The 16,942-nt window shown below is 40.3% G+C and carries 14 protein-coding genes; 8 read left to right on the top strand and 6 right to left on the bottom strand.

Annotation, left to right across the window (positions count from 1 at the left end):
• The first annotated feature begins 48 nt into the window (after positions 1 to 48).
• The 4 genes from L4C35_RS16930 (at position 49) to emrD (ending at position 4,592) form a co-directional block, all read left to right on the top strand.
• Complete coding sequence (locus L4C35_RS16930) at positions 49 to 1,341, top strand: alpha/beta fold hydrolase (protein WP_428463995.1); 1,293 nt, start codon at positions 49 to 51, stop codon at positions 1,339 to 1,341.
• A 93-nt stretch (positions 1,342 to 1,434) separates the two neighbouring features.
• Positions 1,435 to 1,812 (top strand): hypothetical protein, encoded by a 378-nt coding sequence (locus L4C35_RS16925; protein WP_428463994.1) that lies wholly within the window; start codon positions 1,435 to 1,437, stop codon positions 1,810 to 1,812.
• A 400-nt stretch (positions 1,813 to 2,212) separates the two neighbouring features.
• On the top strand, positions 2,213 to 2,812 hold the full coding sequence (locus tag L4C35_RS16920; RefSeq protein ID WP_428463993.1) for a GTP cyclohydrolase II: 600 nt from the start codon (positions 2,213 to 2,215) through the stop codon (positions 2,810 to 2,812).
• 595 nt (positions 2,813 to 3,407) lie between these two features.
• Positions 3,408 to 4,592, top strand: coding sequence for a multidrug efflux MFS transporter EmrD (gene emrD, locus L4C35_RS16915; RefSeq protein ID WP_428464102.1), 1,185 nt, complete (start codon positions 3,408 to 3,410; stop codon positions 4,590 to 4,592).
• A gap of 108 nt (positions 4,593 to 4,700) precedes the next feature.
• On the opposite strand, the gene L4C35_RS16910 is transcribed toward emrD, so the two are convergent.
• Both L4C35_RS16910 and L4C35_RS16905 read right to left on the bottom strand, forming a co-directional pair.
• Positions 4,701 to 5,027: an HI1450 family dsDNA-mimic protein gene (locus L4C35_RS16910; protein ID WP_428463992.1), complete on the bottom strand. Its 327-nt coding sequence runs from the start codon at positions 5,025 to 5,027 to the stop codon at positions 4,701 to 4,703.
• Between the two features lie 88 nt (positions 5,028 to 5,115).
• Positions 5,116 to 6,648 carry an EAL domain-containing protein gene (locus tag L4C35_RS16905; protein WP_428463991.1) on the bottom strand — a complete coding sequence of 511 codons (1,533 nt, stop codon included), beginning with the start codon at positions 6,646 to 6,648 and terminating at the stop codon, positions 5,116 to 5,118.
• Between the two features lie 296 nt (positions 6,649 to 6,944).
• Between L4C35_RS16905 and L4C35_RS16900 the strand changes: the two genes are divergently transcribed.
• Both L4C35_RS16900 and L4C35_RS16895 read left to right on the top strand, forming a co-directional pair.
• Positions 6,945 to 7,718 (top strand): nucleotidyltransferase domain-containing protein, encoded by a 774-nt coding sequence (locus L4C35_RS16900; RefSeq protein WP_428463990.1) that lies wholly within the window; start codon positions 6,945 to 6,947, stop codon positions 7,716 to 7,718.
• 73 nt (positions 7,719 to 7,791) lie between these two features.
• Positions 7,792 to 10,176, top strand: a complete 2,385-nt coding sequence (locus tag L4C35_RS16895) for a DNA polymerase II (protein ID WP_428463989.1) — start codon at positions 7,792 to 7,794, stop codon at positions 10,174 to 10,176.
• 91 nt (positions 10,177 to 10,267) lie between these two features.
• Here L4C35_RS16895 and L4C35_RS16890 read toward each other — a convergent pair whose 3' ends face one another.
• Positions 10,268 to 10,579, bottom strand: coding sequence for a hypothetical protein (locus L4C35_RS16890; protein ID WP_428463988.1), 312 nt, complete (start codon positions 10,577 to 10,579; stop codon positions 10,268 to 10,270).
• Positions 10,580 to 10,786: 207 nt separating this feature from the next.
• On the opposite strand from L4C35_RS16890, the gene L4C35_RS16885 reads away from it, so the two are divergent.
• Complete coding sequence (locus tag L4C35_RS16885) at positions 10,787 to 11,038, top strand: DUF1289 domain-containing protein (RefSeq protein WP_428463987.1); 252 nt, start codon at positions 10,787 to 10,789, stop codon at positions 11,036 to 11,038.
• A 67-nt stretch (positions 11,039 to 11,105) separates the two neighbouring features.
• Here L4C35_RS16885 and rplY read toward each other — a convergent pair whose 3' ends face one another.
• The gene (rplY, locus tag L4C35_RS16880; RefSeq protein ID WP_428463986.1) at positions 11,106 to 11,384 is read right to left on the bottom strand and encodes a 50S ribosomal protein L25; all 279 of its coding nucleotides are present in this window, start codon (positions 11,382 to 11,384) and stop codon (positions 11,106 to 11,108) included.
• A 388-nt stretch (positions 11,385 to 11,772) separates the two neighbouring features.
• On the opposite strand from rplY, the gene L4C35_RS16875 reads away from it, so the two are divergent.
• On the top strand, positions 11,773 to 13,977 hold the full coding sequence (locus tag L4C35_RS16875; RefSeq protein ID WP_428463985.1) for a TonB-dependent hemoglobin/transferrin/lactoferrin family receptor: 2,205 nt from the start codon (positions 11,773 to 11,775) through the stop codon (positions 13,975 to 13,977).
• Between the two features lie 423 nt (positions 13,978 to 14,400).
• On the opposite strand, the gene L4C35_RS16870 is transcribed toward L4C35_RS16875, so the two are convergent.
• Together L4C35_RS16870 and L4C35_RS16865 are read right to left on the bottom strand one after the other, a co-directional pair.
• A complete protein-coding gene (locus L4C35_RS16870; RefSeq protein WP_428463984.1) occupies positions 14,401 to 15,357 on the bottom strand; it encodes an SEL1-like repeat protein in 957 nt (318 codons plus the stop codon).
• 335 nt (positions 15,358 to 15,692) lie between these two features.
• Positions 15,693 to 16,646, bottom strand: coding sequence for a tetratricopeptide repeat protein (locus tag L4C35_RS16865; protein WP_428463983.1), 954 nt, complete (start codon positions 16,644 to 16,646; stop codon positions 15,693 to 15,695).
• Between the last annotated feature and the right edge of the window lie 296 nt (positions 16,647 to 16,942).

Here is a 16,942-nt window from a genome sequence, read left to right as displayed (position 1 = left end):
TTATTAGAATAAAACCACTATAAGGTTTTCATTTTAACGGAGGAACACGTGCAAACAACGTTTATCGATGGTGATCTTGTTTATCGCCCGCATTCATTTCAAGTACCGCTCAACTACGACTATCCCTCTGATAAGATGATTACTGTCTTTGCGCGAGAAGTCGTCGCTAAGCGCCAGCAAGCCAGCGATTTACCTTGGTTAGTCTATTTACAAGGAGGCCCAGGTTTTCCATCGCCACGTCCAGATAGCAATAGCGGTTGGTTAAAACGTGCGTTACAAGCGTACCGAGTGTTATTACTTGATCAGCGTGGGACAGGACAAAGCACTGTTATTTCTCATCAAACATTGGCTGGTCAATCAACTGATCAGCAGGTGGCGTATTTATCGCAGTTTAGAGCCGATAACATCGTACGTGACGCTGAGTTTATCCGTGAGTCACTTAATGTGAAGCAGTGGTCGATATTAGGACAAAGTTTTGGTGGTTTTTGTGCTCTGCATTATTTGTCGTATTATCCACAGAGTCTTACTCGCGCTTTTATTACGGGCGGACTTGCTTCGTTAACCCGCCATGCAGATGACGTGTATCGTGCTACCTACCAGCGTGTTCTCGACAAAAACGCGCAATTTTTTACCCGCTTTCCTTCTGCTCAGCAACGTTGTAATGAAATTGCTGATTATCTTGTTGATAATCAAGTGTTGTTGCCTAATGGTCAGCGCTTTACTGTTGAACAATTTCAGTTGATCGGTATTAATTTAGGCAGGAGCGGTGCTGAACTTCCTATGTACTACTTGCTTGAAGAAGCCTTTGTTGAAGTGGATGGGCAGCGTGAGCTTAGCTATGCCTTTTTGAACAATATGCTGATGGAGCAGGCATACCAAACTAACCCTATTTATGCGATTTTGCATGAATCAATTTATTGTCAGCACGCGGCATCCAATTGGTCTGCCCACCGTGTTCGTGATGAATACCCTCAGTGCCACTATAAGAAAGGACAAGATTTCTGCTTTACAGGCGAAATGGTTTACCCGTGGATGTTCGATCAGCTGGAATGTTTAAAGCCATTGAAGGCAGCAGCAGAGCAGCTGGCTGAAAAAGCTGACTGGTCAACGCTCTACAGTATTGAACAGTTAAGTAAAAATACCGTTCCTGTTGCGGCAGCTGTGTATTTAGCAGATATGTATGTTGAATATGCGTACAGTAAAGAAACGCTCACGACATTAAAAAATGCTAAAGCATGGGAAACCAATGAGTACGAGCATAACGGTTTGAAAGCTGATGGTGAGCGTATCTTAGATCGCCTCATTCAACTTGCTGATGAACTTGATGATCATCAAGGCTAGTGGTTTCAGCCTGACCTTTTATTAAAAAGTGCTCGTTATGAAAGGTAATAACATGTATATATATTGCATGTTATTACCTGTTCGAGTTAATCCATGGCTTCTTCTGATATAGACAAACGTCCCCTAAAGCATTCTGTCGTAGGGTTATTACTGCATATCCCCATTGTATTGAGTTTATGGTTGCTGGCTGCGCATAGCCTGAGATTTGGACATATTGTCATTTTTGGGCTTCTGCTCCTATCGCCATTGCTCTTGGTGGTACGACAGCGCATTGTTCTTCGTGCTTGCCAAGTTTTCCTTTTTAGTGGGGCGTTATTTTGGGTCTATACAACTTATGGCATGCTAGTAACAAGGCTTGCTATGGGAGATGATTGGTTACGCTTGTTGTTGATAATGAGCGGCGTTATCTTTTTTACTTTAATTGCGTCTTGTTTGTGTATGCACTCCAAAGTAGAGCGAGCTTATCGCTAGGATTATAATTAACCGCATAAATTAAAGGGTTGTAATTGTTATAGTATAACAATAGGCTACAACTTCAGTTAGATGAGGCCACAGCGTGCAGTTTAGTGCTTGGCTTGGTTCTTATATAACGTAATGGCGTATGTAATCTAGCCAGTTGGCTGTTTTCAATCGGTAGTTACAGGGTGATCCTTAGGACAAGTCTGTTTTCACTGGTTGATTTTAGCTATTATCAATCTAAGCGTTAGTCGAAATATCAATTTGACCTCTCTTGTCTTTCTCTCTCGTAATGATAGAAAAGAGGGTAAATTTTTCGATCCAGAGTATGTGCCTTTGGCTTCTAGCCAAAGGAGTAGATAATTGTATGACCCGTTTTTCTCGGGCCATAAAAGAAAAAGTATTTAGGAATAAGATGGTAAATGTAAGGGCGAGAGTGCCTTTTAAAGTTGGTCTTAAGAGCAATATTCCTGCTGATTTGCTTTCATTTAATGGCCTGGAGTCGGGTAAAGAGCATGTTGCGGTTATTTTCCGTGATGCGGACAAGCAAGATGTTGCACCACTCGTTCGTATGCATTCTGAATGTTTAACGGGTGACGTTTTTCATTCATCACGCTGTGATTGTGGCGAGCAGTTGGATGAGACCATCAATAAGATGGGTGAGCAAGGCGGTGTAATTTTATACCTTCGCCAAGAAGGCCGTGGGATTGGTCTTTACAATAAAATTGATGCTTATGAACTGCAAAGCCAAGGCATGAATACTTACGAAGCGAATAATCATCTTGGGTTTGGCGATGACTTACGCGATTTTACTGAAGCGGCATTGATGCTTAAAGCATTAGGTTTAAGTACGATCCGCCTTGTGACCAATAATCCGAAGAAGATCCGTGAGCTGGAAGAGAATGGTATTATCATTGCTGAGGTTGTTGGTACTAAAGCACACGTGAAAGACGGTAATGAAAGTTACCTAAAAACTAAAGCCGCTCACGGTAAACACCGTTTTAACTTCGATTGATCTTCAATCAGCGGTAGCTTATAGATAAAAGTACGTATCTAGTGCTTTCTCGCTCGCAATAAACGCCTCAATATATATTGGGGCGTTTTTCTTTCTGCTTTTCTTTCATCTACATCTTCGTTTGTCATCGTTATTTCACTATCTACATTGGCTTATCGCTATCATTTTTCTTTAATTGATAACTACTCAGTAAGCAGATGTGCGCATATTGTTTCATCATGTGAAAAGCAAAATACGCTCAAGGTTATTAATTAAATTTATTGATTGTTGTGAGTTACGATTTTTGTCGCAAGCTGGCAGTGTGCAAGCACTAAATTGCCCATTACTTTTTCTAATCCAAATCATAATAAAGAATCGTGCTGACTAACCCGCTAATAGCTTGCCAGATTTTCTGTTCGGCTTTACTATCTGCGCATCTTAAAGCAGATATAGAAACTAAATAATATCGTATAGGTAGACTATATTGTTACTTTGCGAGTTATGGTTGGAGTAAAGTTCTGCGATAGGGCAATTTTTCTCAATGAAAAACTCGTTTTTAGTATATTGTTCTGTTGTGAGGGATTTGGTTGTGACTCAGCAATCACCAAATATAAATATGGTACGTTTGTTATTTTTAGTAATCATCTTGGCTGCAGTTGGTCAAATGACACAAACGATGTACGTACCTGCAATTCCAGCTATGTCAGAGTTCTTTGCCGTTGAATCGTCGTATTTACAAGCGGTAATGGCTGCATATTTAATTCCGTACGGTCTATCTCAGTTCATCTACGGCCCGTTATCAGATCGTATTGGCCGTCGTCCTGTGATCATCATTGGTATGGTGATTTTCCTACTCGGTACGGTTTTGGCCATTTGGGCGCCAAGTTATGAGATCTTCTTGTTGGCGAGCTTTGTTCAGGGGATGGGTACTGGCTGCGGTGGGGCAATGTGCCGTACAGTGACACGTGATTGCTACAATGGCACTGATCTTCATCGTGCAAACAGTTTAGTGAGCATGGGGATTATTTTCTCACCTTTGCTAGCACCTGTTTTAGGTGGCTTCTTATCTAGTCACTTCGACTGGACTGCGAGTTACTACTTCTTGCTGCTGTTTGGTGCGTTAGTAACGGTCGCTATGATGCTGTACTTTACAGAAACATTACCAAAACAAAACCGTCGTCATGAAAAGGTGTGGGTAAGTTACCGTCATGTGCTCAGTAACCGCCAGTTTCAAGGTTATGTGCTGTGCTTGATTGCAACGTTTGCTGGTATCGCTGTGTTTGAAGCTGCTGCAGGCGTATTACTCGGTAGTGTGCTTAAGTTGGAGCCAACCATGGTGAGCTTTTTGTTTGTATTGCCATTACCTGGTTACTTAGGTGGTTCATGGATTTCAGCTAACTTAGTGAAAAAAATGGGCAATACGCGAGTGCTTTACTTGGGTGTAACTGCGATTGTACTTGGCGCAGTAACCATTTTAGTGCCTGGTTTAGCGGGTACGGTAACGGTGAGCTCTTTGATCGGCGGTGCCTTCTTGTACTTCATCGGTGCGGGTGTACTTTTCCCTGCAGCGACAACGGCAGCAATCGAACCGTTTCCTCATCATGCAGGCACAGCAGGCGCAGTACTCGGTGGTTTACAAAACTTAGGTGCAGGTTTAGCAACATTAGCTGCATCATTAATGCCAGCTGAAAATCAATTGAGCTTAGGTCTTGTGATGTCAGTAATGGCTGTTCTGGTATTTATTAGCCTAGGCTGGGTGCGCAAGAATCAACATCACGATACATCGGTATTGGTTGGTTAGGTGCATTAAACTTAATGAATATGAAAAAGGCAGGTTAATCAACCTGCCTTTTTTCTATCTGTGCATTGTAGAAATATGTATTTTCCACAATGTATTACGACACTTTAATTAGTCGCGTTTCCATAATACGTGACAGAATTTATTTTCTGGATCACGGCTTACAAGAAGACGAGCGAAGACATCATCAAGTACATCGTTTTCTTCATTGACAAGACCGATGCGTACTTCTGCGTATACCTCACCATCAACAGCAAAACCTACGTGTTCTGGCCAATCCGCACCTGTTTCAACAAGCTCTGCCGCGCCACGATCTTCAAATTGTGCAGTAAATAGAATAACGTCTGCTGGCTCTAAGTTCTCTTGTGCCATTTCAAGGAAGATATCGTATGCTGCATCGATAACATCATCGAATGAGATCAGGTTTTGGTTTTCCATATTTTCTTTATAACTCTTACTATTCATCAGTTAGCGTCAGTATATCTCGATACTGAGTTAATTTGCAGTGCTCATCCCCCTACGAGGCTTACTTTATCTCGCCGTCTTGGATGAGGGTTTGTTTAAATTGCTGTATGTAGTGCTTCATACTCATGGGCTTAGCAAATAAATAACCTTGGCAACATTCAATCCCAAGTAAACGAACACGCTCAGCTTGCTCTTTAGTTTCAACGCCTTCTGCAACCAATACACAATTAAAGCGTTTAGCTAGCTCGCAAATACTGTCAAGAATCGAATGTGCAATTGTTTCATTACTGGAAGCGGCAACAAAAGCACGATCAATTTTCAAAATTTCAAAGCTGAGTTGTTGTAAGCGTGACAAGCCTGAATATCCGCTGCCAAAGTCATCAAGCGCCCATTTAACCCCTTCTTTTCGTAATCGTGTCATGCCACTCTGTAGCTGCGCTAGTTGATCGTCAGTGAAGGTTTCACGTTCTGTAAATTCTAGGACTAATCCGCTCTGCAAAGAGGGAAAATGGCGGATGATATTAATCAGTTTACGAACATAATAGGGGTTAGCTATCATCGAGGCTGTCACATTCAGTGACAAGTAATGTGATTGAGAAAGCTTCCCTATAGTGGCTTTATTTCGGCCAGCCTCTGCTAATAATTTTAGTGTTATGTCGTTAATCAAACCTGTGTTTTCAGCAATAGTAATAAACTCTGCGGGTGAGGTAATACCGTTGATTGGATGCTGCCAGCGAAGTAGAATTTCAGCACCCAGCCATTGGTTGGTTTGGCAGCAGATTATGGGTTGCAGGTAGCCTGTAAACTCGTTGTTTGTAATACCATGCTGGATCTCAGATTCAAGGGTGCGACGTGTTCGTTTATACGAATACAATAGCGCTAACAACAGTGCTGTTAATAGCGAAATGATCATTAGGGCTAAGAGCAGTTGATCTCTAAATGCTTTTAGCATTAAAGCCGCATCGTAGCCAGTTACGATAGAAAAGGGATAGTGTTTTGATGTTATTTCTAGGTGATTGATAAGCTCAGAGTTGGTTATTTCAGTGTCACCTGCAATGAATTTTCTGTCATGAATGAGCTGCGCTTTCATATTGTTTCGAATACCGAAATCACTGACCCAAAAATCAATATACTTCAGGTGTAGTGAAATTCTGATCCACATATCCTGATAGGGCACAAGGTAAAATAGGGCTGGCATATTTCTACGTTGATCATTGGCAATGTAAGTTATTCGCCCTGTCTTCAATTGTAAACTCTGAGGGAGTTCGTCTGATATATTTAAGTTATGCTGACGAGTTCTATCGGAGCAAATGATTGTATTGCCCTTTATATAGCTAATTTCTTTGATCGAGATAGAGTCGAAAATAATGTCTTCCAATAGCTGCTTGTTTTTGCTGTTGCATAGATCGTCGATGGTATCTATGACGGTCAGTTTTTTTTCAATGCCTGAAAACAAGTTGTCGATGTGCATTACTGCGCGCTGGGCCGCATCGTCCATTTTTTGGTCGGTTTGAATTGCTACCCAAGCAAAGTCGATTAGTACTGCCACAACAAAGAATAATGCAGCTAATTGGAGATTTCTTGAGGTGAACATACGCAGGCAGACACATAAGCGATTAAAGGGTGTGCAATATAGAGTAAAGCACAAGTGTTGCACAGTTTTTTTGTCATTAATGCCAGATATTTTATTCGTTTTTGATTTGAATTAATTTTTAGTAGCGAATTACCTTTTCCGAAAGGTAAATATGGATTAAATAAGCGTATTTGTATGGAGTGGTTGTTTTTTGAGCATAAAAATAAGCATTCGGGCTGACATGTCAAATTACAGCGAAATCGTATATTATTTCGTTTATAAGTAAGGTGAAGATAACAGTAAAACAGGGTGCGATTGTGGCAAAAAGACTTCCAGTCTTGAGTCGAGAAAATGGGTTTCAACAAGAATACATGCCTATTTTGCTTGATGCGGTGAAGCAGTTTAGAGCGGGGTTGAATGCCACGTTTCATAGTATCTATTTAAATGGCAGTGTAGCAAGGCGCGATGCTGTTTGGGGAAAGTCTGATGTTAACTTTACGCTTGTTGTAAAAAAGAAACTTCAAAGTAGTGAAGAATCAGCACTAAGTGCGATTACTTGGCGTTTGTCTCAGCATTACCCTCACGTGACAAAAGTGACGATTAAAGTTGTCGTACTTGAAGATGTTCTTGGTTTAGCTGGGATTTTCGAGTGGGGTGTATGGCTGAAGCATTGTTCTGTTTGCTTGAATGGTGACGATCTTGCTAGTCGCTTTGGCCACTTTGAAATTAGCTGGGATATTGCTCGAACATTAAACGGGGATATTAAAGCACAACTCGCCGATTATCGTCATAAAATCATGAAAACCAAAGTAACAGAGAATTATCTCGATTACTGTGAATATATTGGTAAAAAGATGATTTGGAGTGCGTATTGTTTAGTCTTGCATCGAAAACAACAGTGGGAATTGGATATCAATAAAGCGGCTGATGTCTTTTTAGACTTATTCCCAGAGCACCTGATGGACATTGAACGTTCATTTATTCTTGCGAGCCGTACTCAAGTTCCTAAAAAAGCCGCTATATTTTTGATGGATCAGTTTGGTGGTTGGATAGGTGATGAATATGACAAGATTAATCGCCGTATTGGCTAGTATATTACTGGCTATTTACCAAGTCGCTACACGTTAAATTTTCACCCATTTTAATCGTTATATTGAGGCTTCATTGCATTCACATTCCACAGGGTTTGTATTAACCCGTCAAAGTCGAGACTCCCAGGGTCAAACAGAAATCATTCTTTGGGTGAAAACGGATGAGAGCCCAGTACGCCTTGTGATACGTGGAGACAAACCAGTATGTTTCATTCCAGTTACTCAGCAAATACAAGCACAGCAGCTTTTACGTCAGGCTCAAATTAGAACCAGTTGGCGTGATGTAACATTATCGTCATTTAGCCATCAAGCCATGGTCGCATGCTACTGTGAGACTGTACGGGATAGCCACCAAATTCCTCTCATGCTTGCTGCTCAAAACATCGCTTGTTACGAAGCGGATGTGCGACTAGCGGATCGTTTTTTGATGGAACGATTTATTCGAGGTGGTATCGTCTTTACTGGTGAGCCAAGCCAAAAAGGTGATTATGTTGAGTATCGACAAGTAAAAGCGAAAGCGGGTGAATATCAGCCTGAGCTTTCTATGGTTTCACTGGATATTGAATGTTCTGAAAAAGGCATTCTTTACTCAGTCGGTTTACACAGTGAACATGATAGCCGTGTGATCATGGTGGGTGACCCACAGCAGATAGACAATGTTGAACAACATGATTGGATTCAGTGGGTCGATGATGAAAAAGCGTTATTACTTGCGCTGGAGGTGTGGTTTCAGCAATTTGATCCCGATATTGTGATTGGCTGGAGCGTGATCGACTTTGATTTCCGCCTTCTATTAAAGCGTGCTGAATGGCATAACTTGTCACTGCGTATAGGACGAGGTAAGCAAACACCGCATTGGCGACAGTCGAGCAAAAATAGCCAGCAGGGGTTTATATCGATTCCTGGTCGCGTGGTACTCGATGGTATCGATACGCTTAAAACAGCGACCTACAATTTTCGATCCTGGTCACTTGAATCTGTTTCTCAAGAGTTGCTGGGTGAAGGTAAATCGATTCACAATGTGCATGATCGTATGGCTGAAATTAATCATATGTTTCAGCATGATAAACTTTCATTAGCGCGTTATAACCTACAAGACTGTAAGCTGGTAACGCGTATTTTTGAGCACACTCATTTACTTGATTTTGTTATTGAACGATCACGATTAACGGGTGTGGAGCTTGATCGGGTTGGTGGCTCGGTTGCGGCTTTTACTAACTTGTATTTGCCACAGCTTCATCGCGCAGGTTACGTTGCCCCAAACCTAGAGAGTGAGAACTGGATAGCAAGCCCTGGTGGGTATGTGATGGACTCTAAACCTGGCTTGTATGATTCAGTCTTAGTGCTGGATTTCAAATCGCTCTACCCGTCGATCATTCGTTCGTTTCGAATTGATCCTATGGGGTTGGTGGAAGGTTTATTGCTTGAAGAGGGGAAAGCTGACAATCAAGCAATTGCAGGGTTTCGTGGTGGCCAGTTTCACCGCGAAAAACATTTCCTACCTAAGATGATTGAAGAGTTATGGACCGCACGTGATAAGGCAAAACGTGATGGCGAAAAAGCCTTTTCGCAAGCTATAAAAATTATCATGAATTCCTTTTATGGTGTGCTGGGGTCATCTGGTTGTCGTTTCTTTGATCACCGTTTAGCCTCATCAATTACCATGCGCGGTCATGAAATCATGAAAACAACGCGTGAGCTTATTGAAGCACAAGGGTATGAAGTGATTTATGGCGATACAGACTCAACATTTGTTTCTTTGAAGCAAGCCCATAGTGCCGAGGATGCCGATAAGATAGGGCATTCGCTGGTGGAGCATATCAATACTTGGTGGACAGCGCATCTAGCACAACAATATGGTTTACTATCTGCACTTGAGATTGAATACGAAACGCATTATCACAAGTTCTTGATGCCAACGATCAGAGGGCAAGAAACAGGCAGTAAAAAACGTTACGCAGGGCTTATTGAACGTGATGGTAAGCAAGCGATTATATTTAAAGGTTTAGAAACCGTAAGAACAGACTGGACGCTACTTGCGCAAGAGTTTCAGCAGGTTTTGTACCATAAAGTTTTCCATAACGAAGATGTCGAGGAGTACATTCGCGACTACGTCGAACGGACGAACAGCGGTGAGTTTGATAGCAAGTTGACGTATCGAAAACGGCTTCGTCGAAAGCTGGAAGAGTATCAAAAAAATGTACCACCACATGTGCGTGCAGCTCGACAAGCTGACAGCATTAATGAAAAACTGGGCCGGCCGTTACAATATCAACATGGCGGTTGGATTGAGTATGTGATCACGTTAAACGGTCCAGAACCCAAGGAAGCACTGCAGACAGCGATTGATTATCAACATTATGTAGATAAGCAGCTAAAACCCGTCGCGGATGGTATTTTGCCTTTTATTGGCACGAGCTTTGAAGAGTTAATCGCCCCACAGATGGGGTTGTTTTAATGAAGGCTATTTGTTGGCAATGAAGAATGTTTGTGAAGTGAGTAGCTCAACCACTTGTTGAGCTACATGCGCTTTAACGTGATATTAAGGCTTAGTCAAAGAAAGCGATAGAGACGATATCACTTTTGTTAGCGTGAATAGGATCAAACTTGATTGCACCTCGGTTAGGGGTACAAACTTTCAAAACGTCACCACAATCGAAAATAGCTAAAACCGTTTCGTCATTTCGAAAAATAGTCGGTAGTGGCTTGCCAACTTCACACTGACAAGTGTCACCTTCATGTTTCCATTCAATTTTATGGATGCGCTTTTCCTGAGATGGCGCAGAAACATGATTGCCGATAGAAGTGAATACTGATTCTGCTTGAGAGCGGGTTTCAGCTGATGGTACAAAAAAATCCATGGTTCCCTCCTGTAAATAGCCATATAGCTATGCATCTATATTGTATAGTTCTTCAGCCAAAACTATAACAAATTGTGAACATCATCAAGTAAACAGGCAAAATTAGTCTTAATATTATTATACATAATACTAACTTGAAGGCTGCTAACTGCTTAATTATTTACTATATTCAATAAAATAGCGTAGCAATTACAGGGGAAAGTGGCTGTGGAACAACTAGAGTTCTTCACTATTCCAAGCCCATGCATTGGTATCTGCCAAGTTAATGAACGGGGGTATTGTAGGGGCTGTATGCGAAACAGAGACGAGCGTTTTAATTGGCAATCTATGAATGCTACAGAGCAGAGGAATACGTTACGTTTGTGCCGTCAGCGTTATATGCGCGTATTAAAAGCGAAGAAGAAACAGCAGGCACAGTTAGATGAAAAAGATGAGAACCCGCAACAAGGATTATTTTAAATTTGATCTATCAGACATAAAAAAAGCGCCATAAAGGCGCTTTTAAAATAACAATGAACACGCAAAATTAGATGCGTTTGAAGTCCATGTGCTCAACTTTTGGCTTGAACGCGTGACGTTGGATGTCTTGCGGCTTAACCTTAACTTCTTGACCGTCGATTACTAGAGTGATCTCTTCGTAAAACTCAGGCTTATCCATTTGGTTGATCACATCGCTGTGTAGAAGTTCGATTGATACAGGTGCAGCTTCACCACCGTAAACGATAGCTGGGAATTTACCTGCGTGACGTAGACGGCGGCTCGCACCTTTACCTAGGTCAGTACGTACTACTGCTTCAAATTTCATTATAAATACTCTTAAGTTAAATTCACTGAGCAATGCGACCTTGCTCAATGTCGTTAAAAAACGAGCGCGAATAGTAACGTTACCCTCAAGATAACGCAAGGTAATTCCCACTTTATTATATTTTATCAAGCATATAACAAGTCTGTAGTGGGGAAGTCATTATAATTTGATGAATTTATCAACAGAAGGCAGCCGTCTGCTCTTGGCCACAGGTACTGTCACCTGTACTAAAAGTAAAAAATAGCATTCACAACTGGTTGTTAATTCGAAGAAAACACTGAAAGTGAGATCTTGATCATATTGCTAATGATAGTAATTATCGTTTGTATTTGTAATAATTCTCGGTAATGAAACACAAATTGATAATACTATTAATTAAGCAGGGTATATGAAATACAAACTTTCGCTCGTGGCGAGCTCTATTCTATTAGCTGTATCACCGATCCTTCATGCTGAAGAAGCAGTATCAGTATTTGATGAGGTTGTTGTATCGGGCACTCGTTCGGAGCAAAGCGTAAAGAACGTACCTGCGAGTGTTGCGAAAGTAACCTCTGAAGACATTGAACAAAATATGGCTACAGATGTACAGCAAGCGCTAAAATTTGAGCCTGGTGTCAGCGCTCAAGGTCAAGGGCGCTTTGGTGTTGAAGACTTTAATATTCGTGGCATGTCTGGTAGCCGAGTGAAAGTATTGGTTGATGGTGTCGAGCAAATGGCATCATACAACCCTGGTGCAGATGCAATGCGTAAGAACAGTAATACGTTTGAGGTCGATACGCTAACTGCAATTGAAGTTAACAAAGGTCCATCATCAAGCTTGTATGGTAGTGATGCGTTAGGCGGTACTGTTTTAATGCGTACTAAGAGCCCTGAAGATCTGCTAGCTGATGGCGACGACAGCCATATCGGCCTTAAAACAGGTTACGCAAGCGCAAATACAGAATACAAAGCAACAGTTGAAGCAGCTAACCGTACTGGCGACCTAGAAACAATGCTGATTTACACTTACCGCGATGGTAATGAAGTACAAACTCATGGTAGTGGCGCAGATATCAACGGTGAGGAGCGTGGTGCAGCCGATCCGTTTAGTAAGAAATCTCATAACGTGCTCGCCAAAGCATTTTATCAACTTAATGATGCGCATCGTATTGGTTTGACAGGTGAGTATTATACACGCACCGCAAAAGGGCAGACATTGTCGAAAGAAGATACGGCAATGAATATGTCAGCTGATGGTTCAATGAAGTTGCATTACTCTGACGTGCGTACTGAAGATACTGATCAGCGTGGTCGAATTGGTTTTGAACATGAATGGCAAGCGAACAATGTTGCTTTTGATCAGCTTAAATGGTCACTGAACTACCAACAAAGTAAAGCTGAGCATAATAACTATGATCGTACAAAGTTCATCATGAACAAGCCTCCAATGCCGCCTGTTGAAATGGATCGTGGTAAGCGTAACCGCTTCCGTTCAGGTGAAGACAGCAATATTCAGTTTGATGGTCAGTTCGACAAAGAGCTAGCGTTCGATAACAGCCGCCATGAGCTAACATACGGCCTATCTTACAGTGATAGTAAGTTTAAGCTTGATTATTATGATTACTGGTACGATAAAAACGAAACTAAGCAGGGAACACCTGAGGTTCCAGAAGCAAAAACTGAGAAACGTGCTCTGTTTGTGCAAGATCAGATGTTCTTCATGGAAGATGCGCTAGTCGTTACAGCTGGTGCGCGTTACGACATGAGTAAAATTACGCCTGATTCTGACTCTGGTTTTAAAGCAAATGACAACGATGCGCTAACTTCTCGCTTAGGTGCTGTATACCACTGGAATCAACAAGTAAGTACGTTTGCTCAGTTTAGCCAAGGTTTCCGTGTGCCTACGATGCAAGAGCTTTACTATGTTCGAGACGGTGGCACATATAAAGTTGTTTCAAATCCAGATCTGAAACCAGAAGAGAGTCAAAGCTACGAAATGGGTCTGCGTGCAAGCGCATCAGCTGGTAGCCTAGAGCTTGTTGCTTTCTACAATGATTACAAAAACTTCATTACTCAAGCGGATAAAGAAGTTGTTAACGGTGTAGAAATTTATACGAACAAAAACATCGCAAAAGCGAAGATTTATGGTGCAGAACTTAAAGCAAACATCTGGCTAGATGAAGCATTTAATGCACCAGTAGGTACTTACTCTAAATTCTCTTTAGCTTACCAAGACGGCGAGGGTGAAGATCCTACTGCTGGAACTACATCATCACTTAACGATGTAGCACCACTAACCAGCGTTGTAGGCCTAGGTTACGATACACCAAGTGACAACTGGGGTGGTTTGATGAGCGTAACCATGGTTGCTAGCAAAAAAGGCAGCGATTGGGATACAAAAGATAACCTTGATGCATCAGGATACAGCGTTGTTGACCTAACTACTTACTACCGTCCAATGAAAGACATGACGCTACGTGCAGGTCTATTCAATGCGTTAGATAAGAAATATTGGAACTACCAAGATGTTGCTGGGCGAACAGATACAAAAGGCATCGATCGTCGCACCCAACCAGGCCGTAACTGGGGTATTAACTTAGACTACGCTTTCTAAGTAAATTTGAGTTATTTATAATGATAAAATTAAACCGCACGAAAGTGCGGTTTTTTATTGGGGTTATATTTAATGGGTAAGGCTCTAGTAGTTGTATTACAATCTGGTTAATTCTGTAATAACTGCGAAGCTATTGCTCGATCAACAGTATACTCATATTGGTCAACGCCCATTTGTTCATATACATCATGCTCATCTATAAATAGTTGTTATAATGATTTCGTTGGTCCTGATTTTAATAACTCCGTTTTAATTCCCAGTGAATGCAAAGGTTAGCGTACCTGATGCATTAATAGCATAAGTTAATTTCGATAAAAATCGTGTTAACCCTTCTGGGGTTATTATGGTAAAAAGTTAAAGTGGTTTTGATTTATAGATAATAAATAGGCTGCCGTATATGCAGCCTGTTTTTTGTTGCTGTTTTTATAATATCATGTCGAATGATGATTCATCAAGGAACATGTTTGGCTTTATGTTTTCTGTAAATTTATCAGCTCTCGCTTTAATGTTATCTATGTTGTAATCAATTTTATGACTATCAGTTTTAATATTTATTTCATCGCTAATTATATATTCAATGTTTGATTTAAGCGTAAATTCATCACTTTTATTATTGTTGAGGTTTTCCTCAATAAACATATAGTAAATAGCTTTGGTTTTATCCTTAGCAACACCTTTAGTACCATCTGTATATGCAAAGGATAATACAGCTGCAGCTTGAGAATAACCTAAGTTAATAGCTTTTAAACACCACGCTAATCTATCTTCTAAATTTAACATGTTAGTATAATAAAATAGAGTTGCCATAGCAGGTGCATAACCTCTATTTGCTGCTACTAATAAGTGTTTAAACTGTTCTCTTTCTGAGCTTAATAAGCCTACTGTATCAGTTAAAGTATAACCACCTAAAGGTATTGCTTTTTCAAATAGCTCATTGTACCTATAGTCGTTATAGAATGGAATTAGTTGCCATAAAGGTGACTCTCTTAGTAATAACATACTCATGGCTTTACCACTTCCATTCGCGGCTTGTTGCTTCCATGTTGTTATGGCCTTATTTTTCCATTTTTCGTCACAAGGCCATCTTAAATAACTGCATGGACTGCCATCTCTAGGTACAAGCATATCCATGGCCCAAGGGTTCCCCTTCTTCGCTGCTTCTAGGTATGTATAACCAGCTTCAAACTTTTCACCGGTTCTATACTGTGATGCACCAAGCCAATATGTTGCTTCGATATCGCCAGCGTTTGATAGAGACTCAAAAATAGGCATTGCTTGCTTATATTCTCTCTGATTGAATAGTTCAATGCCTTTTTCTAAATTATTAGCGAATGATAGGGGAGACAACAAGAATAAAATAATGGCTGTAAAAGTTTTCATAAGTAAGCGAAATTAATAATAATTAATGTTAAGGATAGTGTTATATTTTTTGTTGCCATTAATATAACATTAGTCTGTGAGTTACATGATAGCTTGAGGTTGTTTTGCGGCAGGGTGGGATCACACTTAGTTGATGAGTTGAACTTTTAAGTGATTTCGATTTACGCAACAAAGCCTGCAAAGATTATCGCACCTGATGCATTAATAGCATTAGGTAATTAATCTTAATACCGTGTTAACCCTTCTGGGGTTATTATGGCAAAAAGTTAAAGTGGGTTGAATTTATTGCTAATAAATAGACTGCATTATATGCAGTCTGTTTATTTGTTGCTGTTTTAAATGCGCATCTCGAATGATGATTCGTCAAGAAACATATTTGGCTTTATGTTTTCTGTGAATTTATCAGCTCTCGATTTAATGTTATCTATGTTGTAATCTACTTTATGACTATCCGTTTGAACATTTATTTCATCGCTAATTATATATTCAACGTTTGATTTAAGCGTAAATTCATCATGGTTGTTGTTGAGGTTTTCTTTAATGAGCATATAATATATAGCCTTGGCTTTATCTTTAATAACACCTTGTGAACCATTACTGTATGCGATAGATAATGCACCAGCTGCACGTGAATAACCTAAGTTTAGTGCTTTTAAACACCATTCTAACCTCTCATCTAAGCTTAATACGTTCTTATAATAAAACAAGCTTGTCATAGCTGGTGCATATCCATGATTAGCTGCTGTTAATAAGTGTTTATATCTTGTTTCTTTAGAACTTAACAAGCTTATTGTTCTTGTCAATGTGTATCCACCTAAAGGTATTGCTTTTTCAAATAGCTTATTGTATCTATACTGATTATAGAATGGAATTATTTGCCATAAAGGTGACTCTCTTAGTAATAACATACTCATGGCTTTACCGCTTCCATTCTCTGCTTGTTGTTTCCATACTGTTATGGCCTTATTTTTCCATTTTTCGTCACAAGGCCAGCTTAAATAGCTACATGGACTGCTATCTCTAGGCACAAGTCTATCCATTGCCCAAGGGTTCCCTTTCTCCGCTGCTTTTAAGTATGTATGACCAGCTTCAAACTTTTCACCGGTTCTATACTGTGATGCGCCAAGCCAATATGTTGCTTCGATATCGCCAGCGTTAGATAGAGACTCAAAAATAGGTATTGCTTGCTTGTATTCTCTCTGATTGAATAGTTCAATGCCTTTTTCTAAATTATTAGCGAATGATAGGGGAGACAACAAGAATAAAATAATGGCTGTAAAAGTTTTCATAAGTAAGTGAAATTAATAATTAAAGTTAAGGATGGTGTTATATTCTTTGTTGCCATTAATATAACATTAGTCTGTGAGTTACATGATAGCTTAAGGTTGTTTTGCGAGCTTGTTATCAATGTTTAGCTGCAGGCGGGATCACACTTAGTTGATGAGTTGAACTTTTAAGTAAATTTGAGTTATTTATAATGATAAAATTAAACCGCACGAAAGTGCGGTTTTTTATTGGGATTATATTTAATGGGTAAGGCTCTAGTAGTTGCATTACAATCTGGTTAATTCAATCTGGTTAATTC

The sequence above is a fragment of the Photobacterium kagoshimensis genome, assembly GCF_050337045.1.
GTDB classification, from domain to species: Bacteria; Pseudomonadota; Gammaproteobacteria; order Enterobacterales; family Vibrionaceae; genus Photobacterium; species Photobacterium kagoshimensis.
The sequence above is the reverse complement of the archived record's forward strand: the minus strand, read 5'-3'. Positions and strand labels throughout refer to the sequence as shown.

Excerpts from the sequence above, each read along its gene's own strand:
- L4C35_RS16920 (WP_428463993.1), top strand. The coding sequence starts at position 2,213 with ATGGTAAATGTAAGGGCGAGAGTGCCTTTTAAAGTTGGTCTTAAGAGC.
- rplY (WP_428463986.1), bottom strand. The coding sequence starts at position 11,384 with ATGAAATTTGAAGCAGTAGTACGTACTGACCTAGGTAAAGGTGCGAGC.
- L4C35_RS16870 (WP_428463984.1), bottom strand. The coding sequence starts at position 15,357 with ATGAAAACTTTTACAGCCATTATTTTATTCTTGTTGTCTCCCCTATCA.
- L4C35_RS16875 (WP_428463985.1), top strand. The coding sequence starts at position 11,773 with ATGAAATACAAACTTTCGCTCGTGGCGAGCTCTATTCTATTAGCTGTA.
- L4C35_RS16890 (WP_428463988.1), bottom strand. The coding sequence starts at position 10,579 with ATGGATTTTTTTGTACCATCAGCTGAAACCCGCTCTCAAGCAGAATCA.
- L4C35_RS16910 (WP_428463992.1), bottom strand. The coding sequence starts at position 5,027 with ATGGAAAACCAAAACCTGATCTCATTCGATGATGTTATCGATGCAGCA.
- emrD (WP_428464102.1), top strand. The coding sequence starts at position 3,408 with ATGGTACGTTTGTTATTTTTAGTAATCATCTTGGCTGCAGTTGGTCAA.
- L4C35_RS16925 (WP_428463994.1), top strand. The coding sequence starts at position 1,435 with ATGGCTTCTTCTGATATAGACAAACGTCCCCTAAAGCATTCTGTCGTA.
- L4C35_RS16905 (WP_428463991.1), bottom strand. The coding sequence starts at position 6,648 with ATGTTCACCTCAAGAAATCTCCAATTAGCTGCATTATTCTTTGTTGTG.
- L4C35_RS16865 (WP_428463983.1), bottom strand. The coding sequence starts at position 16,646 with ATGAAAACTTTTACAGCCATTATTTTATTCTTGTTGTCTCCCCTATCA.